Origin of the sequence: Oceaniradius stylonematis, assembly GCF_003149475.2 — a bacterium.
GTDB lineage: Bacteria > Pseudomonadota > Alphaproteobacteria > Rhizobiales > Rhizobiaceae > Roseitalea > Roseitalea stylonematis.
The window spans coordinates 108,214-132,003 of sequence record NZ_QFWV02000005.1 but is presented as its reverse complement, the minus strand read 5'-3'; the positions used below and the strand labels follow the sequence as shown (position 1 = coordinate 132,003).

20 protein-coding genes and 1 pseudogene are annotated in these 23,790 nt (G+C 64.2%); 13 read left to right on the top strand and 8 right to left on the bottom strand.

Features of this window, described 5'->3' with window-relative positions; genetic code table 11:
- Nucleotides 1-435: 435 nt before the first annotated feature.
- Both lanM and DEM25_RS09605 read right to left on the bottom strand, forming a co-directional pair.
- Nucleotides 436-3,525 carry a type 2 lanthipeptide synthetase LanM gene (gene lanM / locus DEM25_RS09610; protein WP_109766562.1) on the bottom strand — a complete coding sequence of 1,030 codons (3,090 nt, stop codon included), beginning with the start codon at nucleotides 3,523-3,525 and terminating at the stop codon, nucleotides 436-438.
- Nucleotides 3,526-3,623: 98 nt separating this feature from the next.
- A complete protein-coding gene (locus DEM25_RS09605) occupies nucleotides 3,624-4,010 on the bottom strand; it encodes a hypothetical protein (RefSeq protein WP_158585225.1) in 387 nt (128 codons plus the stop codon).
- A gap of 542 nt (nucleotides 4,011-4,552) precedes the next feature.
- On the opposite strand from DEM25_RS09605, the gene DEM25_RS09600 reads away from it, so the two are divergent.
- The 3 genes from DEM25_RS09600 to DEM25_RS09590 all read left to right on the top strand — a co-directional run bounded on the left by DEM25_RS09600 (nucleotide 4,553) and on the right by DEM25_RS09590 (nucleotide 8,928).
- Nucleotides 4,553-5,542, top strand: a complete 990-nt coding sequence (locus DEM25_RS09600) for a sugar-binding transcriptional regulator (RefSeq protein WP_109766564.1) — start codon at nucleotides 4,553-4,555, stop codon at nucleotides 5,540-5,542.
- A gap of 67 nt (nucleotides 5,543-5,609) precedes the next feature.
- Entirely contained in the window at nucleotides 5,610-6,554 is a 945-nt protein-coding gene (deoC, locus tag DEM25_RS09595; RefSeq protein ID WP_109766676.1) for a deoxyribose-phosphate aldolase, read from the top strand.
- Between the two features lie 10 nt (nucleotides 6,555-6,564).
- On the top strand, nucleotides 6,565-8,928 hold the full coding sequence (locus tag DEM25_RS09590) for an aldehyde dehydrogenase family protein (RefSeq protein ID WP_109766677.1): 2,364 nt from the start codon (nucleotides 6,565-6,567) through the stop codon (nucleotides 8,926-8,928).
- Between the two features lie 59 nt (nucleotides 8,929-8,987).
- Here DEM25_RS09590 and DEM25_RS09585 read toward each other — a convergent pair.
- Nucleotides 8,988-9,375, bottom strand: a pseudogene (locus DEM25_RS09585) (Lrp/AsnC family transcriptional regulator).
- 114 nt (nucleotides 9,376-9,489) lie between these two features.
- On the opposite strand from DEM25_RS09585, the gene DEM25_RS09580 reads away from it, so the two are divergent.
- Nucleotides 9,490-10,968 (top strand): aminotransferase class V-fold PLP-dependent enzyme, encoded by a 1,479-nt coding sequence (locus DEM25_RS09580; protein ID WP_109766566.1) that lies wholly within the window; start codon nucleotides 9,490-9,492, stop codon nucleotides 10,966-10,968.
- A gap of 41 nt (nucleotides 10,969-11,009) precedes the next feature.
- Here the strand turns inward: DEM25_RS09580 and DEM25_RS09575 are convergent, their stop codons facing one another.
- Nucleotides 11,010-12,014 (bottom strand): sugar-binding transcriptional regulator, encoded by a 1,005-nt coding sequence (locus DEM25_RS09575; RefSeq protein ID WP_109766567.1) that lies wholly within the window; start codon nucleotides 12,012-12,014, stop codon nucleotides 11,010-11,012.
- Between the two features lie 151 nt (nucleotides 12,015-12,165).
- Between DEM25_RS09575 and DEM25_RS09570 the strand changes: the two genes are divergently transcribed.
- The 6 genes from DEM25_RS09570 to DEM25_RS09545 all read left to right on the top strand — a co-directional run bounded on the left by DEM25_RS09570 (nucleotide 12,166) and on the right by DEM25_RS09545 (nucleotide 17,786).
- The gene (locus tag DEM25_RS09570) at nucleotides 12,166-13,206 is read left to right on the top strand and encodes a thiamine pyrophosphate-dependent dehydrogenase E1 component subunit alpha (protein ID WP_245412850.1); all 1,041 of its coding nucleotides are present in this window, start codon (nucleotides 12,166-12,168) and stop codon (nucleotides 13,204-13,206) included.
- 4 nt (nucleotides 13,207-13,210) lie between these two features.
- Nucleotides 13,211-14,185 carry an alpha-ketoacid dehydrogenase subunit beta gene (locus tag DEM25_RS09565; protein ID WP_109766568.1) on the top strand — a complete coding sequence of 325 codons (975 nt, stop codon included), beginning with the start codon at nucleotides 13,211-13,213 and terminating at the stop codon, nucleotides 14,183-14,185.
- Nucleotides 14,182-15,468, top strand: coding sequence for an acetoin dehydrogenase dihydrolipoyllysine-residue acetyltransferase subunit (locus DEM25_RS09560; protein WP_109766569.1), 1,287 nt, complete (start codon nucleotides 14,182-14,184; stop codon nucleotides 15,466-15,468). The genes DEM25_RS09565 and DEM25_RS09560 overlap by 4 nt, the downstream gene beginning before the upstream one ends.
- Nucleotides 15,465-15,797, top strand: a complete 333-nt coding sequence (locus DEM25_RS09555) for a carboxymuconolactone decarboxylase family protein (protein ID WP_109766570.1) — start codon at nucleotides 15,465-15,467, stop codon at nucleotides 15,795-15,797. Before DEM25_RS09560 ends, DEM25_RS09555 begins: the two co-directional genes overlap by 4 nt.
- 41 nt (nucleotides 15,798-15,838) lie before the next feature.
- The gene (locus tag DEM25_RS09550) at nucleotides 15,839-17,329 is read left to right on the top strand and encodes an FGGY-family carbohydrate kinase (RefSeq protein WP_109766679.1); all 1,491 of its coding nucleotides are present in this window, start codon (nucleotides 15,839-15,841) and stop codon (nucleotides 17,327-17,329) included.
- Between the two features lie 106 nt (nucleotides 17,330-17,435).
- Nucleotides 17,436-17,786, top strand: a complete 351-nt coding sequence (locus DEM25_RS09545) for a ricin-type beta-trefoil lectin domain protein (RefSeq protein ID WP_109766571.1) — start codon at nucleotides 17,436-17,438, stop codon at nucleotides 17,784-17,786.
- 22 nt (nucleotides 17,787-17,808) lie between these two features.
- Here the strand turns inward: DEM25_RS09545 and DEM25_RS09540 are convergent, their stop codons facing one another.
- Nucleotides 17,809-18,222, bottom strand: coding sequence for an MAPEG family protein (locus tag DEM25_RS09540; protein ID WP_109766572.1), 414 nt, complete (start codon nucleotides 18,220-18,222; stop codon nucleotides 17,809-17,811).
- A 170-nt stretch (nucleotides 18,223-18,392) separates the two neighbouring features.
- Between DEM25_RS09540 and sbmA the strand changes: the two genes are divergently transcribed.
- From sbmA to DEM25_RS17605, 3 genes are all read left to right on the top strand, one after another.
- A complete protein-coding gene (gene sbmA, locus DEM25_RS09535) occupies nucleotides 18,393-19,688 on the top strand; it encodes a peptide antibiotic transporter SbmA (RefSeq protein ID WP_109766573.1) in 1,296 nt (431 codons plus the stop codon).
- Between the two features lie 210 nt (nucleotides 19,689-19,898).
- Nucleotides 19,899-20,303, top strand: coding sequence for a hypothetical protein (locus DEM25_RS09530; protein ID WP_120222700.1), 405 nt, complete (start codon nucleotides 19,899-19,901; stop codon nucleotides 20,301-20,303).
- A gap of 13 nt (nucleotides 20,304-20,316) precedes the next feature.
- A complete protein-coding gene (locus DEM25_RS17605) occupies nucleotides 20,317-20,742 on the top strand; it encodes a hypothetical protein (protein ID WP_147393298.1) in 426 nt (141 codons plus the stop codon).
- On the opposite strand, the gene bmt is transcribed toward DEM25_RS17605, so the two are convergent.
- From bmt to DEM25_RS09515, 3 genes are all read right to left on the bottom strand, one after another.
- Nucleotides 20,739-21,755 carry a betaine--homocysteine S-methyltransferase gene (gene bmt, locus DEM25_RS09525; RefSeq protein WP_109766576.1) on the bottom strand — a complete coding sequence of 339 codons (1,017 nt, stop codon included), beginning with the start codon at nucleotides 21,753-21,755 and terminating at the stop codon, nucleotides 20,739-20,741. The genes DEM25_RS17605 and bmt overlap by 4 nt on opposite strands.
- A gap of 81 nt (nucleotides 21,756-21,836) precedes the next feature.
- Nucleotides 21,837-22,505, bottom strand: coding sequence for a class I SAM-dependent methyltransferase (locus DEM25_RS09520; RefSeq protein ID WP_109766577.1), 669 nt, complete (start codon nucleotides 22,503-22,505; stop codon nucleotides 21,837-21,839).
- 2 nt (nucleotides 22,506-22,507) lie between these two features.
- Complete coding sequence (locus tag DEM25_RS09515; protein ID WP_196780341.1) at nucleotides 22,508-23,752, bottom strand: BtaA family protein; 1,245 nt, start codon at nucleotides 23,750-23,752, stop codon at nucleotides 22,508-22,510.
- Between the last annotated feature and the right edge of the window lie 38 nt (nucleotides 23,753-23,790).

The window sequence follows — 23,790 nt, the reverse complement described above, 5'->3', positions numbered from 1 at the left end:
CTTGCCATCATTTATCGTGCCGTCCCGCCCTTCATGACAGGGCCTGATGCAACTATTTGACTTGTAAGTTTAAATATTAATCTCTGATACTGGTCTCAGATGTTATTGAATGCGTAAATAGAGTCAACCTAGTCTCATAATTATGCGATGAAAAAAGACACTTTTTCAGTTTTCTTTTAGTATATCGCGCCATGGTCGTATCCGGTTGTATCGCTCCAGACAGTTTCAGGCACGCAGAATGTACCGATGGCGCTTTGTCCGGCCGTCACCTCGCCGGCCGGCACTGAAGGCCGGCGTCTTGCCGTGTTTCTCCAATATCGGCGACCCGTGCGTTGGGCGGGGTGGAATGGCGGGATCGGAGCCCGATTGCGGGGCAGGGCGCACGGCCCGGATGGTTGTGCGCCACCGCAGTCCGCCGGGCTGCCGAGTGTCGGGTCAGGCTTCCAGCAGAAGGGTCGAGGGACCGCCGCCGCCGCGCAGATGCTCGATCAGCCCCATGCCGATGCCGGCCTTGCCGAGCATCAGACCCGGCGTTTGCATGTGGCCACCGACGCCGCAACGCCAGCGGCCATCTTGGCGATATTGCGCGATCGTTTGGGATATCAGTGCAGCCGCCAGGGCCTGCCCCCGCTCGCCGCAACGGTCGAGCACGATCGCATTGCCGATCGATCCATGACACAGGCAGTGGCTGCCTCCCGCGCCATTGTCTGCGATGGCCGCCAGCGCCCGCTCCAGATCGGCCTGAAAGACGTCCGGCGAAAGCACATCACGAAGTGCCAGGCGCGACAGGGCGATCCCGATCGCGCCATGGCACCAGGCGGTAGAGATGTTCACGTCCGGCCGCTGGTCCTGCCAGTTCTGCCGTGCGCGGTCGAATGTCCGGTTCTCGAAGGCAATGGCCTCCCTGGCCAGTTCATGCAGGCCCTCGTCGTCCAGCACGTCGCCAGCGACTTTGAGAGCCGCGGCGATGCCGCCCGCGCCATGGGCATAACCGCTCAGATGCAGCTTGTCTGGGCCGCTGGGCCAGCTTGCCGTGCCTGCGTTGCGGTTTGCGTCCCTGACCAGTTGTTCCGCGCAAAGGCGGATGATCTCGTAGGCCTGATCGGCATGCGTCGTGTCGAGCAGGCAGCGCATGGTCAGGATGATACCGGCGGTCCCCGATATCACGTCGGACTGCCCGACCGTGTCGAGCCCGTCGCGGATGGCTTCGAGCCCGGCCGTCAAGCCGCGCGGCCGCAGATCAAGGCATCGCGCCATTCGCGCGACCGAATAGACGGCGCCGGCGACGCCTTCGAAAGCCGACAGGTTCTGGTACGGCGGAGCGGTCTGCAGGCCGTCGCACAACGTGTCGAAGATGCTTGTCGCCAAATCGCGGCACGAACTTTCCGCTCCGGCATGACGCGCATATTCGGCATAGAAGAGCCCGATCCCCGCAAGGCCGCTGTAGAGCGACCGGTCGATGGCATCGTAGGAATAGTTCATCATGCCGCGTTGCACGGGCGCGAACCAGGTGGGCTTGCCGTCCATGACCAGTGTGCTTTCGGTCAGATCGCGCTCCACGGCCGCCAGCAAGTCCACGATGTCGGACCGCTGGGGATCGCGCCGCTCCCCTTCGATCGTGCCGGAGGGTTGTTCGGGACCGCCGATCGTCTGCCTCGCGCCGATGGCACCGGCGATGATGGCCTTCTGGCGCGACAGATCTTCGGGCGACAATCGCGCCATTCTCTCGCGCACGAATGCCGGTTGGTCCGTGTCGAAGTAGGCCGCGTCGACCTCTTTGCCGAAAGCGTCCAGAAGGACCCGCCCGTTGCCGTCCGACTTGAAATACGGGATGTCCGCCTGCCAGAGATCCCTGACTTCGAACGGCACCAGCTTGCGCAGGCCGGGCGCGGCGCGGACGCTGTCGAGCAGTTTGGCAAAGCAGACATCGCGCTCATACCCGTCGCGCATGCAGGTGGGGTGGAACGATTCCCGCAGCGTCAGCGCATATTCGACGGTCGGGCGCGCGACCCAGCGCATGCCGACCCGGGCCAACCGTGCCAACGGACCATCGTCCGCCATCAGCGCCGAACGGCCGCGCAGCAGCGCCCGATAGCCGTTCTCGAAACCCCGCAAGAAGGCCGGTCCATGATCGACCACGGCCTTCTGCGCCCCGTCGAGCACGGGCATGTTCTCCTTGGCCTCCAATGTTGCCGGGCGGTAGGAGATGCCGGGCGAGCCGTCGTCGAAACCGTCGAACTGGGGCTGCTGGAACGGGGTGGCCTGGCTGCCGACGCTGCCGGCTCCGCTGAGGTCATAGACCTCGCCCTCCGGCGTGACCGCCAGATCGGGCAGCAGGCCGACGCCGAGCACGGTCGCATGGCGGGACATGATATGGTGCCAGTTCCAGTAGGCCCAGTCGTCGTCGGCTGGCCGTGGCGGCGGTCTTTGGATGATCGTTTCGGTGTCCACGACGATCGGCGTGTCAGCGCAGGCGATCAGGTTCTCGAAATGCACATCGGTTGCGCCAAGGGCGTAGTGAATGGCGAGGATCGCGCCGAGCCGCTCGTAATAGTCGTCGATCTCCTGCGGTTTGGAGCACGGCTTGAAGTGCACCACCTCGGCCCAGCCATAGGCCGTCCGGTCCAGAACCCGGAAGTGGCGCAGCGATTTCGTAAGATGGGGGTTGAGACTGTCGAGAACCGCCGCAAACTGCACGTCCGACGCCAGTGACTTCGGCTTGTACATGATCTGGCGATCGCCGAACGACAGCTTGCAGACGCATCGCCCGCCGGCGTGCGGGTCGCCGAGGCCGAAATCGATGCCGGACAGCGCCTCGGTCTCGACGCCGAACACAGCGCGCAATTGCGGCGCATCGTGCTCGAGACGGCCCGTCAATTCGCCGAGCATGTCGACCGACAAGGCCGATATCTGGGCCAGCATCCGATCGGTGAGCGGAAAGTTCTGCAGCAGGGCCTTGCGGTCGGGGCCGGACTGAAGGCCGGCGATGAACTCTTCCATCGCGGCCTTGTCTGATCTCGCCGACACGCGCCCCGTCATCTTGGCAAAGTGCAGCGCGAGCCCGATCGCCGGAAAGGCCGCAGGTTGCAGGCGCCTTGCCAGATACTCAACGAACGACTTCAGAAGCGCATCGCGATGGGGGAAGCCGTCGAGAATTCCCGAAGTCCCGAGCGTCGCGGTCGCGTCTTTCAAGACGGGCAGAATCGCGTGGGAGAAATCGACGGCCGCGGCAGGATCCCGATGGTCGCTGACGCCACGCAGGCGGTCATAGGTATCGGCCCAGGCGAATCGACTTGTGTCCAGTGCGACCTCGCCATCAAGGTCGATGCTGGCCGCGAAGCGATCGGAAGAGGCGCCGCCGACCCGGAACCAGTCATCGATCGAGAGTGGCGTGTTGGCAAAGAACGTGTCCTGCCACCACCTGAAGCGATCGATCTGGCTTTCAGTCGGCTCGCCGAGGTCACGGGCAGCCGCCGAGATCCGCTCGGAAGGTCCGAGCACGCTGAACGGAACGCGGATCGTCATGGGTAAAGCAAACGCCCGGTGCCGGCGGGTCCGATGCTGGCCGCATCGACCGGCCCGCCGGCGTTGCAATCAGTGGGTTGGATGTCGAGCCCTGAGCGTCAGCAAAGAAGGACCGTTGCGCATGCGAGGCAGGGCGTTCCGAAAACGCTGCCGCAAGAGCAGCCGCCGGTGTAGGAATTGCCGCAGCCGCAATCGGCGGTGTAGGAATTCACGGTTCCGCCGCCGCGCAGCATCACCGCCTCGGAGTTCTTCGATCGCATCTCGGCGGGGCTGGCGCCCATCGGATTGTCGGGAATGACGAGAAGATACTCGTCCGAAGCCTCGTCGACGACCTTGAAATTGACGTCGCTCACGTCAAGCCCGAGCGACTTGGCCAATCCTTCGACGGCGCCTTTCGGATTTTCTTTCAATTCGGCTGCAAACTTGGGGTCTTCCCAAGATTTCAGCGCAACAATAGTTCGCAAGTCAGCCGGCAGATCAGCCATTGCCACCTCCCCAGGTCAGGTTCAAATTTTGAAAACAAATAGAGCGCCATGCGCTTTCAGCTTGCTAGCACAAATCAACTCGATAAACAATAATGTACTGCTTTTTAATAATAAAAATGCGTTCCGTACGTCGGCAATGAGTCCAGGATCGTGCGAATGTTTCGCTGTTTCGCGTTGGAGGCCGGTCTCAACAGCTCTTTAAACCGTTTTGACTCCGGGTGGTTGGGCAACTGCGTCCGGTAGTTTTCGCAACATCAAATCGCCGTGCGGTGCCTTTGGCGGCGACATCGCATTCGGTGTTTCCGAGTGACGACCTTGCCATTGCTGCCCGCATGGTCACGCAACCAGTTTCGGACCGCGCTCAAGGGCAAGGTTCGATCAATCCATCACATCTGTTGCCAAATATCACAGATGTGATATTTGGTTTGGGAAACGGTCGGCCATCGCCCCGCGCGCCGGAGTTTCGGGAAGACCAAGGCGTATGACGAAGATGCCGAGACAGTTTTGTTATCTCTTGCGTTGTAAGCTGCGAGGACGATTGCGTGAGCAATGAGCAGGCGCGCTCCGCCAATCGCCTCCCGGTGGATGAGGGACGCGACCAGCTGATGGTTCAGGTCGCGCGGATGGCTTATCAGCAGGACCTGACGCACACCGATATTGCATCGCGCACCGGCCTTAACCGCTGGCAGGTCAGCCGCCTGCTGCAAGAGGCGCGCGATCTGGGCGTCGTGCGGATCGAAATCGTGCCGCGCAGCGACCGGTGCCCGAATCTGGAAACGGATCTGGTCACCATGTTCGGGCTCGCCGATGCGGTGGTCCTTCCCGACAATGTGGATGGCTCCGGTGGACTTGAAGGTTTGGCCAAGGCTGCCGGCCAGTATCTGGCCGCGCTCAAACCAAGGCCGACGACGTTCGGCGTGTCCTGGGGTCGGACGATGGCTGCCGTTGCGCACTGGCTGCCGGACGGGTGGGCTGCCGGCGTCGACGTCGTTCAGATCAATGGTGCCGTCGCGCCCATCCCCGGCGATCAGCACCAGAACGATGTGGCCGAGACCTTCGCGCGCAAGGGCGATGGCCGGTTCATCCCGCTGCCCGTGCCGGCCATTGTCGGCCAGCCCGAAACCCGCCAGGTGCTCGAGCGTGACCGGATCGTCGCCGATGTGCTGCACCGCGCGCGATCGGTCGAGGCGATCTGTTTCTCGCTTGGAGCGTTGAATGGGGATTCGGCGCTGTTGAACTCCGGCAACCTGCTCGAACATGAATACGACAGCCTGCGCGCCAAAGGTGCGGTGGGCGACATTGTCGGCCGTTTCATCGACCGCACCGGCGAGATCGTCGACGCCGGAATCGACGGGCGCACGATCGGCCTGCCGCTGTCGGACCTGAAAACGCGCGATCGCGCGATTTGCGTTGCTGCGGGGGCCGAGAAATTTCAAGTCGTCGTCGGTGCACTGCGTGCAAGGCTTTTCAGCGTGTTGATCACCGACGCCGCGACTGCCACCTATGCATTGGAGCATGCCCATGACCGCTGACGCTGCAACTGCGGCCCATTCGCAGACCGTGTTCGACCCGGTGCCACCAACGGCCGATCACAACCGGATGCGTAATCCGGGCATCGCGCTGGCGCCTGAGATGTTCGAGGGTCACGCCGTGAACCGCTCGGCCGCCGAACGGCGCGCCGCCAGCCTCACCGCACGGCGCTCGGTCAAGAAGGCCAACCAGGCGGCGTGGCTGGTCAACGCAATCCGTTGCATCGACCTGACGACGCTCTCGGGCGACGACACGGAGGGTCGCGTCCACCGGCTTTGCGCAAAGGCGCGACAGCCGCTCGCCCCGCGCATCCTGGAGGGCCTCGGCATCGCCGGGATGGGCCTGACGACGGGCGCGGTCTGCGTCTACCCGACCATGGTGCCGCATGCGGTCGCCGCGCTTGAGGGCACGGACATTCCCGTCGCTTCCGTCGCCACCGGCTTTCCCGCGGGCCTGACGCCGCTGCCGATCCGGCTCGCGGAGATCCGCTATGCGGTCGAGGAAGGCGCCGACGAGATCGACATCGTCATCACGCGCGAACATGTCCTCAAGCGCGAATGGAACGCGCTCTATGACGAGATCGCGCAGATGCGCGAGGCGTGCGGGCATTCGCATCTGAAAGCGATCCTCGCCACCGGCGAACTCGAAACCTATCGCAACGTCTATGCTGCTTCGATGGTGGCGATGCAGGCCGGCGCCGACTTCATCAAGACATCGACCGGCAAGGAAGGGGTCAACGCAACGCTGCCGGTCAGCCTGATCATGGTCCGCGCCCTGCGCGACTATGGCATGGAGACCGGACACCGGGTCGGCTTCAAGCCTGCCGGCGGGATGAAGACCGCCAAGGACGCGCTCGCCTGGCAGATCCTGATGAAGGAGGAACTGGGCAATGACTGGCTGAGGCCGGACCTGTTCCGCCTCGGCGCCTCGTCCATGCTGGCCGACATCGAACGCCAGCTCGAGCACCATGTTACCGGGCGCTATGCCGCCAGCCACCGCCACGCCATCGCCTGAGGACGCCCCGATGACTTCCATCGCAAACCTGATCGACACCATGGACTATGGCCCGGCGCCCGAGAGCGCCGATATCGTCGAGGACTGGCTGGCCGTGCACGAGGCCGGTTTCGGCCATTTCATCGACGGCCGCTTCACCAGACCGGGCGACACGTTCGAGGTCTCCAATCCGGCGACGGGCGAAACGATCGCGCAGATCACGCAAGGCACCGCCGCCGACGTCGACGCGGCGGTCAAGGCCGCACGCGGCGCACAGGGCAAGTGGGCCGGCCTGTCCGGCCATGAGCGTGCCCGCTGGCTCTACGCGCTCGCCCGGCGCATCCAGCAGCACGCCCGCTTCCTGGCGGTTCTTGAAACCATCGACAATGGCAAGCCGATCCGCGAGGCGCGCGACATCGACGTGCCGCTGGTGGCGCGCCATTTCTATCACCATGCCGGCTGGGCCGAAATCGCAGAGACCGAGTTTTCAGACGCCAAACCGGTGGGCGTCTGCGGCCAGATCATCCCGTGGAACTTCCCGCTTCTGATGCTGGCCTGGAAGATCGCGCCGGCGCTCGCCGCCGGCAACACGGTCGTCCTCAAGCCGGCCGAATACACGCCGCTGACGGCGCTGGCTTTCGCGAAAATCTGCGACGAGGTCGGCCTGCCCAGGGGCGTCGTCAACATCGTCACGGGCGACGGCGCGACCGGCGCCGCGATCGTTGCCCATGAGGGCATCGACAAGCTCGCCTTCACCGGCTCGACCGATGTCGGCCGGCTGATCCGCCGCGAGACGGCCGGGTCCGGCAAGAAGCTGACGCTGGAACTGGGCGGCAAGAGCCCGTTCATCGTCTTCGCCGACGCCGATCTGGACGCCGCCGTCGAGGGCGTGGTCGATGCGATCTGGTTCAACCAGGGTCAGGTCTGCTGCGCCGGCGCGCGCATCCTCGTCGCCGAAAGCGTTGCCGAACGGTTCGGCGCGCTGCTCAGGCAGCGCATGGCCGCGCTTCGGGTCGGCGACCCGCTCGACAAGTCGACAGATGTCGGCGCCATCGTCCATCCGGTGCAACTGGCGCGGATCGAGGAACTGATGGCCAAGGGCGTCGCGGAGGGCGCCGACCTCTATCAGGGCGAAGCGCCCGACGGCTGCTTCTACCCGCCGACGCTGGCGACCGGCGTGGAACCGGCCTCGACGCTGGCGACCGAAGAGATTTTCGGACCTGTGGCGACGCTGACCACCTTCCGCACGCCTGCCGACGCGATCGCGCTCGCCAACAACACCCGCTATGGGCTGGCCGCCTCGATCTGGTCGGAAAATGTCAATCTGTGCCTTGGCATTGCCGCCGACCTCAAGGCCGGCGTCGTCTGGATCAACTGCACCAATGTGTTCGATGCGGGCGCCGGCTTCGGCGGCTACCGCGAAAGCGGGTTCGGACGGGAGGGCGGCCGCGAAGGGATGATGGAATATCTGTCCTTCCCCGCGCCCAAACCACCCAAGGCGGACGACGCGCCGGCGGCGATCCCGCCCGCGCCGGGGCTCGGCGGCGTGGTGGTCGGCATCGACCGGACGGCGAAGCTCTATGTCGGCGGCAAGCAGAAACGGCCCGATGGCGGCTATTCCTATCCGGTCACCAATGCGAAGGGCGAGGCGATCGGTCTTGCCGGCCATGGCAACCGCAAGGACATTCGCGATGCGGTCGAAGCCGCGCACAAGGCGGTGGGCTGGGGCGCGGCGACCGGCCACAACCGCGCGCAGGTACTCTACTATCTGGCAGAGAACCTGGCGGCGCGGGCGGACGAGTTCACCGACCGGCTCAAGAGTTTCGGCCAGAGCCCGGCGAAAGCCAAAACCGAGGTCGAAACCGCGATCCAGCGCTGCTTCTGGTATGCCGCCCAGGCCGACAAGTTCGACGGCGCGGTGCACCAGACGAAAAGCGCCCATGTCACGCTCGCCATGCACGAGCCGCTCGGCGTGATGGGCATTGCCTGCCCGACGCCGTTTCCGCTGCTCGGCTTCGTCTCTCTGGTGCTGCCGGCAGTGGCGATGGGCAACCGCGTCGTTGCAATCCCCTCGCAGACCCATCCGCTGGCCGCGACCGACCTTTACCAAGTGCTCGAAACCTCGGACGTGCCCGGCGGGGTGATTAACATCGTCACCGGCGAACGCGACGAACTGGCCAAGACGCTGGGCGATCATGATGGCGTGGACGGGCTGTGGTACTTCGGCTCGCGCGATGGAATCGCGATGGTGGAGCAGCGCTCGGCCGGCAACCTCAAGCAGACATGGACCGAGCCCGGCATGGCGCGCGACTGGACAAAGCCCGAAGGCCATGGCCGCGCATTCCTGCACCGGGCGACCCAGGTCAAGAACGTCTGGGTGCCTTACGGCGAGTGATCGATTTCGATCTGGACGGCGCCTGCCGGATGGCGGAACGATCTGGTGCCGATTGCGTGTCACCCCGCGCGCAGGGGCAGGCCGCGATTTTCGATGATCGCCTCCATGGTGAAGTATGAGGTGACCGAATCCAGTTCGACCTTGTCGATCAGGCGCTGGTAGACATGGTCGTAGCTGGCCATGTCGCGCGCCACGATCTTCAAGAGATAATCCTGATCGCCGCCGATGCGGAAGAAGTCCGTCACCTCGGGGATGTTGGACACATGCCGCCGGAAGGTTTCCAGCCATTGCGCGGAATGGCTCCGCGTCCGGATCATCGTGAAAACGACGAGGCTGAGCCCGNCAGCAGGCATTCTGTGACAGGCCGACCCGATCGGCGAGATCGCGCTGTGACAGGTCCGGCTGTCTCTGCATCGTCTCGAGCAGTTGAATATCAATCTCATCCATATTATGCCTTCCAACCTATCAAAATCATCATAGAACGGATAATTTCCGTGTCAAAAAGGGAGAAAAATCGCCTTTGGTCGGGATACCCTCCATCACCACATTTTGGAGAAACCGATGTCCGTTTTCGATGAATTCCGCGCCGGCCTTGCCGCCGGAGATCCGGTCGAGATCCAGCGCGCCGGCCTGATCGGCGACGGCATGGCGTTCGAGACCCCCTATGGCGAAAAACCGCTGCTCTATGCGGATTATGTCGCCTCGGGCCGCGCGCTGGCGCAGATCGAGGACTTCGTCACGCGGCGTGTGCTTCCCTGTTATGCCAACAGCCACACCGAAGCGTCCCATTGCGGGCAGGCAATGACGCGGATGCGCGCCGCCGCGCGGGCGGTGATTGCCGATGCCGTCAATGCCGGCCCCGATTGCCACACCGTCTTCACCGGCAGCGGCGCGACCTCCGGCATCAACCGCATTGTCGGGCTGCTCGATATCGGCCGGCGCGTGGCGTCGGGCGAGCGGATCGTCGTGCTGATCGGTCCGTACGAACACCATTCCAACATATTGCCGTGGCGCGAGTCCGGCGCCGAAGTGGGCGAGATCGGCGAAGCGGCCGGCGGCGGTATCGATCTCGCCATGCTCGAAGCCGAGCTTGTCGCCGCAAAAGGTGCCGATCTGATCGTCGGCAGCTTTTCTGCCGCCTCCAACGTCACCGGCATCCTGACCGATACCGACCCGGTCACGCGGCTCTTGAAGGCGCACGGCGCGCTGGCGATCTGGGATTATGCCTGCGGCGCCCCCTATCTCGGCATGGACATGACGCCGGCCGCCGATTGTGCCAAGGACGCCATCGTCTTCTCGCCGCACAAATTCATCGGTGGTCCCGGCGCGTCGGGCGTCATGGTCGTGCGTGACACGATCGTTGCGCGCACGACGCCGACGGCGCCGGGCGGCGGCACGGTGACGTTCGTTTCCCCGTGGGATCATGTCTACAGCCCCTCGGTCGAAGCGCGGGAGGAAGCCGGCACGCCCAACGTCATCGGCGACATTCGCGCGGCGCTTGCGATGATCGCGCGCGACGCCGTCGGCTGCGACCGGATCGCGGCGCGCAATGCGGTACTCAGGCAAAGGGCGATCGATGCATGGCGCGACGTGCCCGGGCTCGAACTGCTCGGCAACACGTCGACGCACGGTCAGCTGCCGATCTTTTCGTTCCGGGTGAGCGGCCCGGACGGGCGGCGCGTCCATCACCAGCTTTTCACCCGTATGCTCAGCGATGTGCTCGGCATTCAGGCGCGCGGCGGATGTGCATGCGCCGGCTCCTACGGTCACCGCTTGCTCGGCATCGATGCGCCGCGCTCCGAACATGTCTTCGAACGGATTGGCGCTGGCGATGAATTGGAAAAACCCGGCTGGGTCCGGCTCAACCTCAGCTACCTTCTGACCGACGAAAAGGCCGACGCGATCATCGACGGGGTCGCCTGGCTTGCCGCCAGTTGCGGCAGGTTCGTCGCCGACTACGAGGCCGATCCGCTGACGGCGCGGTTCCGCCACCGGGGAGGGCCGCACGATCCGTCTTCGGCCTCCGTCGCGGCCGCCTGAAACGCGGCATCCATGTTGGGCGGTTGCGAGCGAAAACCTGCTCAGGTTTCCTGCGCGGCTTCGACCCCAGGCAACCCTTCGGCAAGCGTCATCGCCGCGTCGCCGTCGATAATCAGCCCCTTGGCGACACCGCTTCTCAGCAGGGCGCGCGTCGCCCCGATCTTTTCGATGCCGAACGAAAGCACCATCGTCTCGGCGCGGCGCAGATCGTCGAGGCCGACCGCCAGCGTCCGCGCATTGAGCGGATGGTCGACCGGCTGTCCGCTGGCATCGAAGAAGATACCGTTCGTATCGCCCACAGCGCCCGCGCGGCGCAATGATGCCAGATCGTCCGCGCTGATCATGTCCTGACGCCGCAGCAGCGACGCCTCGGTCAGTTCGCCGACACTGATCAGCGCCAGATCGGCGTAGCGGGCAAGTTCGAGCGTTGTGACGACGGCCCGCTGCGAACGGAGCACGTCGCGGTCCGCGGCGCTGTCGGCGATGAACGGCACCGGTAGGAAATAGCCCTCGGCGCCCGTCGCCTGGGCCAGAGACTGGACAACCTCGAACGGATTGAACGCCGAATTGGCGGTCAGCGAGCCCATCAGGCTGATGAAGCGCGCCTTGGGCGCACTGACGCCGGCCATGTGCCGCGCCATCTGCGCCAGCGTCCGGCCCCAGCCCGTGCCGACGACGGCATCGGGTTTGGCCGCCAGCGCGTCGCGCAGAAACGTCGCCGCCGCCGAGCCGACCGCGCGCAGCGGAAATTCGGCAAGAGCGGCGTTCTCCGCCCGATCCGCCGCCGTCAGGCCCAGCGCCGGCGTGGCGATGCAGTGATCAAGTCCATACTCCCGGCGGATCGCATCCTCGACCGGCAACAGACCCAGGTCGCGGCGATCGACCGTGATCGCGACCAGGCCCGTCTCGCGGGCCTGCTGCAACAGCCGGTTCACCCGGGCGCGCGTCAGCCCCAGGCGCGCCGACGTCTGCTCCTGGTTCAGGCCGCCGACATAGTAGAGCCAGGCGGCACGACTCATCAATTGGCCCTCGGTCATCCGGCTCATGGGCGCAAATTATCCTCCCGTTCGGGGCGATCAAGCGAAAGTCTCGTACAAATGTATCTGTTGTTGACATTTGTAACAAGCGCGTTCTAATCGTCTTGTCGGCGCGTGCGGTTTCAAGTCACGCGCGGCCGCCACCGATTGCGAGGCTCCGATGAACGCACCCAAGCCGCACATCGCCACCGGCTCGAACGCCGACCTGCTCGGCCTGTACCGCCAGATGCGGCGCGTGCGCACCTTTGAGGAGCGCGTCGGCGAACTGTTCGTGCGCGGCCTGAGCGCCGGTTCGATGCTGCACCTGTCGATCGGCGAGGAGTCCGCCGCTGTCGGTGTCTGCGCGGCGATGAAGGATGGCGACACTTTCACGACGCACCATCGCGGCCACGGCATCTTCCTGGCGCGCGGCGCCGATCCGGAACGCATGATGGCCGAGATCGCCGGCAAGCAGACCGGCTATTGCCACGGCAAGGGCGGCTCGATGCATATTGCCGACATGGGGCTGGGCCATCTGGGCGCCAACGCGATCGTCGGCGGCGGTATCCCCGCCGTTGTTGGTGCCGCGCTTGTGGCCCAACAGCGCAGGACCGGGGCCGTCTCGATCGCCTTTTTCGGCGACGGCGCCATGCAGCAGGGGATTTTGTATGAGAGCATGAACATGGCCGCGCTGTGGGATCTGCCGACCGTCTTCGTGTGCATCAACAACCAATACGGCATGGGCACGCGCATCGACCAGGCCACCAAGGCGACCGCCCTGCACGAGCGCGCCGTCGCCTTCGGCCTCAATGGCGAGACGGTCGACGGGCTGGATGTCGTTGCCGTCCGCGATGCCGCCCAGCGCATCGTCGATGCGGCGCGCGGTGGAACGCCGGGCTTTCTCGCCATCGATTGCTATCGCTTCTTCGGTCATGCCCGAAAGGACAAGAGCCCCTACCGCTCTCCCGGCGAGGAGGAGGAAGGCCGCCGGAAGGACCCTATCGCCTTCGCCCGCGCGGCGCTTGTCGACGCGGGCCATGGCGAAGCGGAACTCGATGCCATCGACGCGGCGGCCGCCGCCGAGATGGATGCGACCATCGATTTTGCCGACTTGTCGGAAGAACCGCCGCTTTCGTCCATGTTCCGCGATGTTTTTGCCGTCGGCGAGCCGGAGCCGGAACCGCTGGCCGACCGCATCGACCGCGTGCTGGCAAGGGACTGATGCCATGGCCCAAATGACCTACCGCGACGCGCTCAGAAAGGCGCTGCACGACGCCATGACCGAGGACGAGGATGTGTTCGTCATCGGCGAGGAAGTCGGGCGCTATGGCGGCGCCTACGGGGTGACCAAGGGTCTGATCGACGAGTTCGGCCCCGAGCGGCTGCGCGACACGCCGATTTCCGAACCCGCCATTGTCGGCACCGCGGTCGGTGCGGCCATGGCCGGCATGCGACCGGTCGCCGAACTCATGTATGTCGACTTCATCGGCATGACGATGGATCAGCTCTGCAACCAGGCCGCCAAGATCCGCTACATGTTCGGCGGCCAGATCGGTGTGCCGATGGTGCTGCGCACCCAGGGCGGCACGGGCCGCTCCGCCGGCGCCCAGCACAGCCAGAGCCTTGAGGCATACGTGATGCACACGCCGGGGCTGCGGCTGGTGATGCCGGGCACTGTCTATGACGCCTACCATCTTTTGCGGCAGGCGCTGCGCCAGCCCGACCCGGTCGTCTTCATCGAACACAAGGCGCTTTATGCAATGTCCGATGAGGTCGATCTCGACGCGCCGCCGCCCGATTGGGGCAGGGCGGTCGTGCGGCGGACCGGTTCCGATCTCGTCATCGTCACCTATTCGCGTCAGGTCCATTATGTCATGCAGGCCGCCGAAGCGCTGGCCGGGCAGGGCATCGAGGCGACGGTGATCGATCTGCGCACGCTCAACCCGCTCGACTTCGAAACGATCAGGGCTGCCGTCGAGCCGATCGGCCGGGCGATGGTCGTCTCCGAAGGCCCGTTGACCGCCGGCGTTGCCGCCGAACTGTCGGCGCGCATCACCGAGGAATGCTTCGATTTCCTGCACGATCCGGTCATCCGCGTCGCCGGCGAGGATGTGCCCATTTCCGTTTCCACCGCCCTTGAGGCGGCGTCCGTCCCGTCGGCCGATCTCGTTGCTGAAACCGCACGGAAGATGCTGGTATGAGCGGCGCCATTCTGACCATGCCGCGCCTTGGCGAGACCATGGAACGCGGCGAGATCGTCGGCTGGCTGGTCGATGTGGGCGACAGTTTCGCGCGCGGCGATCCGCTGATCGAGGTGGAGACCGACAAGACGGTGGTCGAGTTCCCGGCGCTCGGCGCGGGGACGCTCACCGAAAGGCTGGCGGAAGTGGGCGAGACGGTCGAGGTCGGCGCGCCAATAGCCAAGGTGGATGTCGGCGATGGTCCCGACTGGACCGGCACCGATGATGCCGCCGATGCGCAACAAGTGGCAGCCGCGCCATCGACAGGCGCCGAAACGTCCGTACGGCCCGAAAAACCCGACGCGGCAATGCCGGTGCCGCCACTGTCCGCCGCCAACGGCACCGGTCCCGTACGGGCGACACCGGTCGCGCGCCGGCTGGCGCGCCGGCAAGGTGTCGATCTTGCCACGCTCACAGGTTCGGGCCGGCGCGGCCGCATCGAGGCCCGTGACGTTACGCGCACAGGGCAGGGCGGATCGGACGATCTGCGGTTTGCCAACGGGATCGCCTACATCGAAAAAGGCCCTGCGACCGGCACGCCGATCCTTCTGATCCACGGCTTTGCCGGCGACCGCACCACGTTCGCTTCGCTCATCAACGGCCTTACCAAGGCCGACCGCCATGTCGTCGCCATCGACCTGCCCGGTCACGGTGCGACAGAACGCGAAGCGCCGGACATCGACGCGCTCGCCGCGCCGCTTCCCGATTTCGTCCGCGCGCTGTTCGGCGACCAGCCGTTTCACCTTGTCGCCCACTCGCTCGGCGCCATCCCCGCCATGGCACTCGCCGAGACGTTTCCCGTCTCGTCTTTGAGTCTGATTGCGCCGGCCGGCATAGGCCTGTCGATCAACGCCGACTTCGTCGACGGCATGGCCGATCCGGCGAGCCCCGGCGAGGTGGCGCACCTGCTGCGCATGCTTTCCGAGGCGCCGGCTGCCCTGTCCGATGCGGCGGTCGCCGACATCTTCGATGTGCAAAAACGCGGTCGCCTCAGGACACTGGCCGGTCAGATGATCGGACCAAGGGGCCAGACCGTCAGCATTATCGGCGCCCTCGATCGCCTGTCCGCCCGCATGCCGGTGCGCGTGCTCGTCGGCCATCGCGACCGTATTTTCGACTGGCGGGACGCAACCGCCCTTTCGCCGCGCATCGCGGTCCATCACTTCCCGCGTGCCGGCCATATGCCCCATGCCGAGGCGCTGCCTGAAACACTCGACATTTTCACCGCAGGAGACCGACCATGACCGATCACAACGAAGCTCTGCGCAGCGCCAAGGCGCGCATGGGCGCTCTTGCCAAGGCCGCGCCGGACACGTTCGACGGCTTTGCGCGCGTCGCCAAGGCGGCAACGAAGCCCGGCCAGTTCAGTGCCGCCCACAAGGAACTGATCGCAACGGCGATCTCGGTTGTCGAAGGCTGTGAGGATTGCATCCTCTATCATGTCGATGGCGCGCGGCGCCACGGCGCCGAGGAGGCGGCCCTGATCGAGGCGCTCGAAGTGGCGATCGAGATGGGCGGCGGGCCGGCTGTGATGTATGCCGGCAAGGCATTGGAGGCATTTCGGCAGGGCTGACCGGAAACGGCGTGCCCGCCGGACGGCGGGAGGAGAAAGACGTGGCATACTTTCTGACGGCAGACGGGGGCACGGAAAGCCTGCGTGCGCGCATCTATGACCTTGACGGCGCATGCCTGAGCAGCGTGGCAGTCCCTTACGAGACGAAGTTTTCGGCCGGCGCCCGCGCCGAACAGGACCCGGCGGACTGGTGGGCCAATTTCGTCAGTGCATCGCGCGGGGCGATTGCCGAGGCCGGCGTTCCCGCAGACGCGATCGAGGCGATCGCCTATGCGACGACCTGTTGCAGCGTCGTTGCGCTCGACGAGAACGGCGATGCGCTGCGCCCGGCGCTGATCTGGATGGATGTGCGCGCCAACGAGGAAGCCGATCTGGTGCTTGCCACGGACGATCCGGCGCTTGCGCTGAACGGCAACGGTGAGGGGCCGGTCTCGGCTGAGTGGATGATCCCGAAGGCCCTGTGGATCAAGCGCAACGAGCCCGAGATATTCGACCGCGCGCACCGCATCTGCGAGTACCAGGATTATCTGACCTACAAGCTGACCGGAGAATGGGCGGCCAGCCTCAACAATGTCGGCCTGCGCTGGCATCACTCGACCGACCGCGGCGGCGCGCCCGAGAGCCTCGTCAGGGCTCTGGGCCTGGAGGCGCTTCTGGACAAATGGCCGTCGCGCGTCGTTCCGCCCGGCGCGGTCATCGGCACGTTGACGGCGGCTGCGGCCGAAGCCCTCGGCCTGCCGCGTTCGGTCAAGATCGTCCAGGGCGGCGCCGACGCACTGATCGGCATGATCGGGCTGGGCGTCGCGCAGCCCGGCCAACTGGCGCTGATCACCGGATCGTCGCACCTGCAATTCGGCATCACCAATGCACCGGTCCACGCGCCCGGCGTTTGGGGTGCCTATCCCGATATCGTCTATCCGGACCGTTACGTTGTCGAGGGTGGGCAGACATCCACCGGGTCGATCATCAACTGGCTCGGCCGGCTGACCGGCGGGCTCGATTTCGACGATCTGAACGCCAGGGCCGCCGCGCTCGAGCCCGGCTGCGACGGCCTGATCGTGCAGGACCATTTTCAGGGCAACCGCACGCCGTACACCGATCCCCTTTCACGCGGCGCCATCGTCGGGCTGACGCTGGCCCATGAAAAGCACCACATCTTCCGCGCGATCATGGAAGGGATCGGTTTCGGCACACGCGCCATTCTCGATGCGTTCGCGCGCGCCGGATATGAGAGTTCGCAGATGACGGTGGGCGGCGGCGCGACCGCATCCGACCTGTGGCTGCAGATCCATGCCGATACGGCTGGCGTGCCGGTGCGCGTGCCTTCGTCGCCCGATGCGCCTTCGACCGGAGCCGCTGTGCTCGCCGCCCATGGCGCCGGCCATTTTTCAACGATCGATGAGGGCATCGGCGCCATGGTCCGGCCAGGCCGCACGATCGAGCCGATCGCTGCCAATGTCGAAAAGTACCGGCCGATCTATGAACGCTATCTGGCACTCTATCCGGCGATGAAGGGTGTCCTGAATGGCTGACATCTTCGAACGGTTCGCTCGCGCCAACATTGCGAAATCGTAACGCCACATCGGCTTTGAGGCCGGCTATACTTGGCCACAGTCAAGCGGTCAGCCGGAGAGAGCCATGTCCACCCGTTTCATCGCGAGTTGTGTCCTCGCTTGCGTCGTCCTTGCCGGTGGGGCGAGCGTTTCACCCACATTTGCGTCCGAAAGCGTCACCGAGATCGCCGACGGCCAGCCTTGGCAGGTGACCATGTTCAATGGCCGGCGCGGCGAAATGACGTTCAATCCCGACGGCACGCTCAAGATGCGCCGTGGTGTGATGAACATGCGCGGAAACTGGACGTCCGACGGCGAACAGGTATGCCTGAACATGGCCAACATGCCGCAGCGCTGCGTGATCTTCGAGAAGACCGCCGACGGCTACATCGCTGTCAATGGCGAGAACATGGCCTTTGCCATCAGGCGCCCCTGACGGCGTCTGGCCGGTTGCGGTGTCAGCCCCCAAATGCCGCGCGCAGACCGGCAACGATCATCCAGATGGCCAGGATGAAGGTTGAAAGCCCGGCAATGCCAAACCCGGCGAACCGTTGCCAGAGCGGTGCCTTGGGCTGGATGAAATGCCAAGCATGCAGCGCCCGGCCGGCGGTAAAGGCAAGGCCGAACAGATGGACGAGCCATCCCGACATGCCGGTCGCCGCGGCGATCACCAGCATGATCAGGAAAAGGGGCATGTTCTCGGCCGCGTTCGCCTGCCCGCGCATGATCTTGGCCAGATGCTTGTTGCCGCCATCGCCGACCGCGATCTTGTGACCGCGGCGCAACACGCCGATCGCGTTGGCGAGCCAGAACATGATCAGCATGTTGAGCCCGGCATAAAGGCCGGCTGCTGCAAGGGCGGAAGCGGTCATCGGATACCTTTGTCATCGGTCGCGCCGGCCAACCACGATAATGCGCTTTGATGTGGAGCACACGGCGAATTGACGCCGAAGTGACCGCCGGCGCTGGTTTTCACCGGCTTTTGGCCTACAACTGGCTGCATGCGTTTTTGACCGACTGACATTCCGAGAGGCGTTCGCCCTTGTTCAAATCCTTCTTTCCGCAGCCCAGGCTCTTTTTCCTATCCTCCTTGATTTGGACCGCAGTCGCCATGATCATCTGGTATGCGGGCGGCAGCCAGTGGGGCGCCCTGATCGGTTTGGGGACGCCGAACCCGGAAGCGGAACCGGTCATCGGCCTTGGTCACTTCACCACCCCCGAGTTCCTCTGGTTCTACGTCTACTACATCATCTTTGTTGCGGCCTTTTTTGCCTTCTGGCATCGCCGCGCCAAGCACCCCTGGGAGCTCTGGTCGATTCTCGGCTCGGCGCTGATCCTGTTCGTCACCTATTTCAACGTGCAGGTATCGGTCGCCATCAACAATTGGCGCCGGCCTTTCTTCGACGGCGTTCAGGACGCCTTGACCGAGGGGTCCACGATCACGCAGGCCGATCTGTTCGAGCTCATCCTCGTCTTTGCCCAACTCGCATTCCTGTTCATCGCTATCATCGTCGTGTTCCGCTTCTTCGTCAGCCACTGGATCTTCCGCTGGCGCACCGCGATGAACGACTACTACATGGCCCGCTGGAAGCAGGTGCGGCACATTGAGGGCGCGTCCCAGCGTGTTCAGGAGGACACGATGCGCTTCGCCGGCATCATGGAGGGCCTCGGCGTGTCCGCGGTTGACGCCGTGATGACGCTGATCGCCTTCCTGCCGGTGCTCTGGGGCCTCTCCGAGTTCGTCTCAGAACTGCCCATCGTCGGCGCCATTCCCGCTCCGCTTTTCACGGCTGCCATCGTCTGGTCCGTGCTCGGGACCGGCGTTCTGGCGCTGGCGGGCATCCGGCTGCCGGGCCTTGAATTCAAGAACCAGCGCGTCGAGGCGGCCTATCGAAAAGAGCTGGTCTACGGCGAGGATCGCGAGGAGCGTGCCCAGCCGCCGACCGTGCGCGAACTGTTCGGCGACGTGCGCCGCAATTATTTCCGGCTGTACCTGGAATATATGTATTTCAACATTTTCCGGTTCATGTACCTGCAGGCCGACAACATTTTCGTCTACATCCTGCTGATTCCGACCATCATCGGCGGAGCGGCCACGGGCTTCACGTTCGGTGTGCTGCAGCAGATCCTGACTGCCTTCAATCAGGTCTCGAACTCGTTCCAGTATCTGGTCAATTCCTGGACGACGATCGTCGAACTGCTGTCGATCTACAAGCGCCTGCAATCCTTCGAGGCCGCGATCGACGACAAGGATCTGCCGGACATCGACCGCGAATGGCTCGACTTGCACGGCGGCGGCCGAGATCAGGATGTGGAGACGATCGGCTCGGGTGTTTAGGCCGAGCGCGGCGATCAAAGGATTGGTTTTGCAGGCTCTTGTTGGCCTGGATGAAGTAAATTGCNACTTGATGATCGCTTCGGCGTTGTTCGTCCGCCTGAAAGGTCGTCGTGGCGACCGGGTCCAGCCGTCAGGCCCCATGAGGGTGAGCTAGGCCTTAGTACGGTTTGCCGGTTAGGCGATGAGCGTTCAAAAAGGCTTGGAACTGCGATGCGAGATGCGCTCGACAACGAGTTTCTTCGGCTTTTCTTTACGCAGGCGACGATTCTGTGGGTCATCGACCGCGTTGGTGATTGTTATCTGGGCATAGAAGAGACGCTGCCCGGGTTTCACGAGGTCGGTGCAAATGACTATTCGGCGGTAGAGCGGTTTGCAAGTCAACGCTTTAGCCCTGATAGCTTGCGGCATGAGAAGATCGGGCACCCGGCGTTGGTAGGGTGTGATTGGGCGCGTATCGGCGGTGAGCTGCTGTTGGACGGCGACGATTCGTTGGGGTGGCACTGGGTGATCAACGCTAAGTCAGGGCGCTACGGCAAGGGTCGTTCAGAAGAGAACCTCGATAATGCAAAGTCGATGATCGAGAAACTCGGCGTTAACCTGAATGTTGGAAATTGAAAGGACAAGTACCATGTCTCCACTTGAAGACAGTGCTTTGCCAGAAGACAGTTGCGTGGTGGAGTTGCCGATCGTGTCAGAATCTCAGCGCCGAAAGGAAGTGGCGAAATGGCGGACAAATTTCCGCTCATTTCGTGGTTCCAAAAAGAAGCAGGCTGCAGATCTTGTTCGGCAGAGTGAAGGTCGTTTGTTGTTAAACGAGGCCCTCAACCTGTTTGTCCGTGAGTTTCGGGGATCATCTCATTGTGATGTCGAAGAGATAGAGTTCCTTGCTGAAGACCTGGCCAAGATCTGGCCAAAAGATCAGCCACGACCGCAGATCGTTGTGGGCAGCGAGGATGCGTCTCAAGAACTCGTGGCCAGAATTCTCAACAGCGCTTTTTCCAGCCACCCTGAAGCATCCGATAACGCTAGCGATGGCAAGCGTGCCGTGAATTAACCCCGCCGCCGGCTGCGTCGTTCGCGCTTCGGCGCCGTGTCGCCATCGGCAGCGGGACTGTTGACCAGCGGGCCGATCCGTTCCGCGATCGTCTCCAGCGTCGGCGGTTCGGCCTTCTGGTGCGTGTCGAGCGCCTGGCGCATTGCCTTGAGATGCTCGAACGAGGTGCCGCAGCAACCGCCGATCACCTGCGCGCCGCCATCGATCGCCAGCCGCACATAGTCCGCCATCAGGTCCGGCGTGCCCGAATAGACGATGTTCTCGCCCTGAAATTCGGGGATGCCGCAATTGCCCTTGACGATGATGGTCGCATCGGGCGCGCCGGCGCGCATGTCGAGCAGTGACGACAGAATGTCCGACGCGCCGACGCCGCAATTGGCACCGACGGCCGCCGGCTTGTCCGACACCGCATCGAACACATGGGCGACATTCTTCGGATGAAGGCCCATCATCGATTTGCCCGCCGTGTCGAACGAGACGGTGCAGGTGTAGGGCATGTCTTCGGCGACGGCCGCTTCGGCGGCGGCGCGCATCTCCTCGGGCGCCGACATGGTCTCGATCCAGATGACTTCGGCGCCGCCGGCCTTCAGCCCCGCGATCTGCTCGCGAAACGCAGCGACGGCGTCATCGAAGGTCAGCGCGCCAAGCGGTACCAGCAGTTCTCCGGTCGGCCCGACCGAACCGGCGACCAGCACCCGGCGCGGTGCCGAAGCGGCGACCTTGCAGGCGATCTCGGCGGCGGCCTTGTTGAGTTCGAACACGCGGTCCTGCGCGTGATGCAGCTTCAGCCGGTGCCGCGTGCCGCCGAACGAGTTGGTCAGGATGATGTCCGAGCCCGCATCGACGAACCCCTGATGCAGCGCCGTGATCTTTTCGGGGGCGTCGGTGTTCCACAGTTCCGGAGCATCGCCCGACTCAAGACCCATGGCGAACAGGTTCGTGCCCGTCGCGCCGTCGGCGAGCAGCACGCCCTTTTCGGCGATCAGGGCGGCAAGCGGATTGTCGGCAGTCATGCGCGTGGTCCTAATGGTGTCGATCGCATAACCACATAAGGAAGTCTTTATATCAATGCAATCGCCAATCGGCCCGCGCGCTCACGCAGGCGCAGCCGACATCGTCATGCGACCATATCGGGCGTAATCGCGATAGAGCGATGTGAAGGCGAGTTGGCCGCCATGGCTGTCGGCCACGTCTTTCATGACCGGCTCGAGATCGCCGCGCGGCGCGACGTGAAACTTCGCCAGCCATGCGCGGAGCGCGGTTCGGAACCAGCCGGGCAGGCCGGTCTGTTCGCCGAAGTCGACCACATGCAGTTCTCCGCCCGGCTCGAGAACCGTGGCGGCGTGGGCGATCGCTTCCTTCCATACCGGGATCATCGACACCGAGTAGGAGATGAAGACGCGATCGAACCGGGCGATGCCGAACAGGGCTTCGGGATCGAAATCGGCGGCGTCGCCGCGCGCGAGCGCGATCCGGTCGTCAAGGCCTTTCCTCGACACCGTCGATTGCGCCGATTTGAGCATCTCGGACGAGATGTCGAAGCCATGAAACCGGGCGTCGGGATAGCGGCGTGCGGCGTGGACGAGATTGCGGCCGGTGCCGCACGCGACTTCGAGCACCGTGCCGCCGGGCGGAACATCGAGGTCCTCGATCATGCGGTCGCGGCCGAGCAGATAGTATTTGCGCGTCAGATCGTAAATGTGCCGCTGGTTACGGTAAATCGCATCCATCAGCCCCGAATGGGTGTCTGCCGCATCGGCCATGGTCAACCTTCCAGCGTATAGAGGTGAAAGCCGCCATAGATCGCCGAGCGATCCCGGTCGTGCAGCTTGCGGGAACGCTCTTCATGATAGCGCCACCGGCCGAGCACGCTGTCCGACACCCGGCCGGGCAGGATTGTCTCGACACCGGCGGTGCGGAAGATGACGCGAGCGCCGGCGCGCGCAGTGCGCGTGATCTGGGCCCAAAGATCGTTCAGTTGCGCGTCGGTCATCCAGTCCTGCGCGTCGAGCAGCACATAGCAGTCCTTCGACGCACCGGGTTGGCTGCGCAGGAAATCGGTCAGCGTCCGGTTACGGATCGATGCCTTGTGCGCGTTGGCGCGCACCGTCTCGAAATTGTCCCGCTGCAGATAGGGCGGCAGCGGGCCTTCGCCGGACGGGTCATAGCCGCGATTGAAGGCAGCCCAGGCAAAATAGTTCTCCGACAGCGGAAAACCGCACATCAGCGTTCGCGTCCGCTCGGTGAGAACCGCATGCATGTCACCGTCGGCGGCGCCCGCCAGCGCCTCATATTGCTGCGGCGGGATGCCGAGGCCGAACAAGGATGCCCGGTTGCGCGTCACCCATTTGATGAAGCGGCTGTCGATCGCCGGCTTGACCTTGTCTTCGAAGAAGCGCGTCTGCTCTTCGATGTCGCGGCACGCCATGAACCGGGAGAAATCGATACCCTTCAGCCGTGCGATCCTGTGCGCCCATCCGATGAACAGGCCGAGCGCGCCGAACCGGTAGAAACCCTGTTCGAACATCTCGATCCGGCGCCCGACAATACCCTTGCGGCCGTTCCAGTGATCGACGGTCGCCACATCGAGATGCGGCGCGAGATAATCGTCGAACAGCGCTGCATTGCCCGCCACGTCGGCACGGCCAAACAATTGAAAGAACGCTGCATGGTCGGGCAGAAGCCTTGGCGCCGCATATTTCAGCCGATTGAGCGCGACGTGGGCCGGCGACAGGTCGACCGCTTCGACCGAAGCCGGGTTGGCCGTCAGATAGCTCATCACATTGCAGCCGCCCGATGCAATCGCGACGATCGCATCGTCCGGTCCGATCTCGAGCGCATCCATGTCGACGACCGGGTCTTCCCAGATTTGCGGGTAGACGAGCCCGGTGAAGGTCTGAGCGAAAGCACGCTCCAGAACACCCGTTACGGAAAACGCGCTGTTCTGTTGCACGGCGCCGCCAAGCTGCGTGCGGACCGTCGGCGTGGCGGAAGGCGAACCCATGGTCATGGCCCTGTCAGTGTTCGGATGAGAGTCGTTTTAGAGGA

Excerpts from the sequence above, each read along its gene's own strand:
- DEM25_RS17605 (WP_147393298.1), top strand. The coding sequence starts at position 20,317 with ATGTCTCCACTTGAAGACAGTGCTTTGCCAGAAGACAGTTGCGTGGTG.
- DEM25_RS09580 (WP_109766566.1), top strand. The coding sequence starts at position 9,490 with ATGTCCGTTTTCGATGAATTCCGCGCCGGCCTTGCCGCCGGAGATCCG.
- DEM25_RS09520 (WP_109766577.1), bottom strand. The coding sequence starts at position 22,505 with ATGGCCGATGCGGCAGACACCCATTCGGGGCTGATGGATGCGATTTAC.
- deoC (WP_109766676.1), top strand. The coding sequence starts at position 5,610 with ATGCGTAATCCGGGCATCGCGCTGGCGCCTGAGATGTTCGAGGGTCAC.
- DEM25_RS09540 (WP_109766572.1), bottom strand. The coding sequence starts at position 18,222 with ATGACCGCTTCCGCCCTTGCAGCAGCCGGCCTTTATGCCGGGCTCAAC.
- DEM25_RS09565 (WP_109766568.1), top strand. The coding sequence starts at position 13,211 with ATGGCCCAAATGACCTACCGCGACGCGCTCAGAAAGGCGCTGCACGAC.
- lanM (WP_109766562.1), bottom strand. The coding sequence starts at position 3,525 with ATGACGATCCGCGTTCCGTTCAGCGTGCTCGGACCTTCCGAGCGGATC.
- DEM25_RS09560 (WP_109766569.1), top strand. The coding sequence starts at position 14,182 with ATGAGCGGCGCCATTCTGACCATGCCGCGCCTTGGCGAGACCATGGAA.
- DEM25_RS09545 (WP_109766571.1), top strand. The coding sequence starts at position 17,436 with ATGTCCACCCGTTTCATCGCGAGTTGTGTCCTCGCTTGCGTCGTCCTT.
- DEM25_RS09530 (WP_120222700.1), top strand. The coding sequence starts at position 19,899 with ATGCGAGATGCGCTCGACAACGAGTTTCTTCGGCTTTTCTTTACGCAG.
- DEM25_RS09605 (WP_158585225.1), bottom strand. The coding sequence starts at position 4,010 with ATGGCTGATCTGCCGGCTGACTTGCGAACTATTGTTGCGCTGAAATCT.
- DEM25_RS09570 (WP_245412850.1), top strand. The coding sequence starts at position 12,166 with ATGAACGCACCCAAGCCGCACATCGCCACCGGCTCGAACGCCGACCTG.
- DEM25_RS09515 (WP_196780341.1), bottom strand. The coding sequence starts at position 23,752 with ATGACCATGGGTTCGCCTTCCGCCACGCCGACGGTCCGCACGCAGCTT.
- bmt (WP_109766576.1), bottom strand. The coding sequence starts at position 21,755 with ATGACTGCCGACAATCCGCTTGCCGCCCTGATCGCCGAAAAGGGCGTG.
- DEM25_RS09590 (WP_109766677.1), top strand. The coding sequence starts at position 6,565 with ATGACTTCCATCGCAAACCTGATCGACACCATGGACTATGGCCCGGCG.
- DEM25_RS09555 (WP_109766570.1), top strand. The coding sequence starts at position 15,465 with ATGACCGATCACAACGAAGCTCTGCGCAGCGCCAAGGCGCGCATGGGC.
- DEM25_RS09575 (WP_109766567.1), bottom strand. The coding sequence starts at position 12,014 with ATGAGCCGGATGACCGAGGGCCAATTGATGAGTCGTGCCGCCTGGCTC.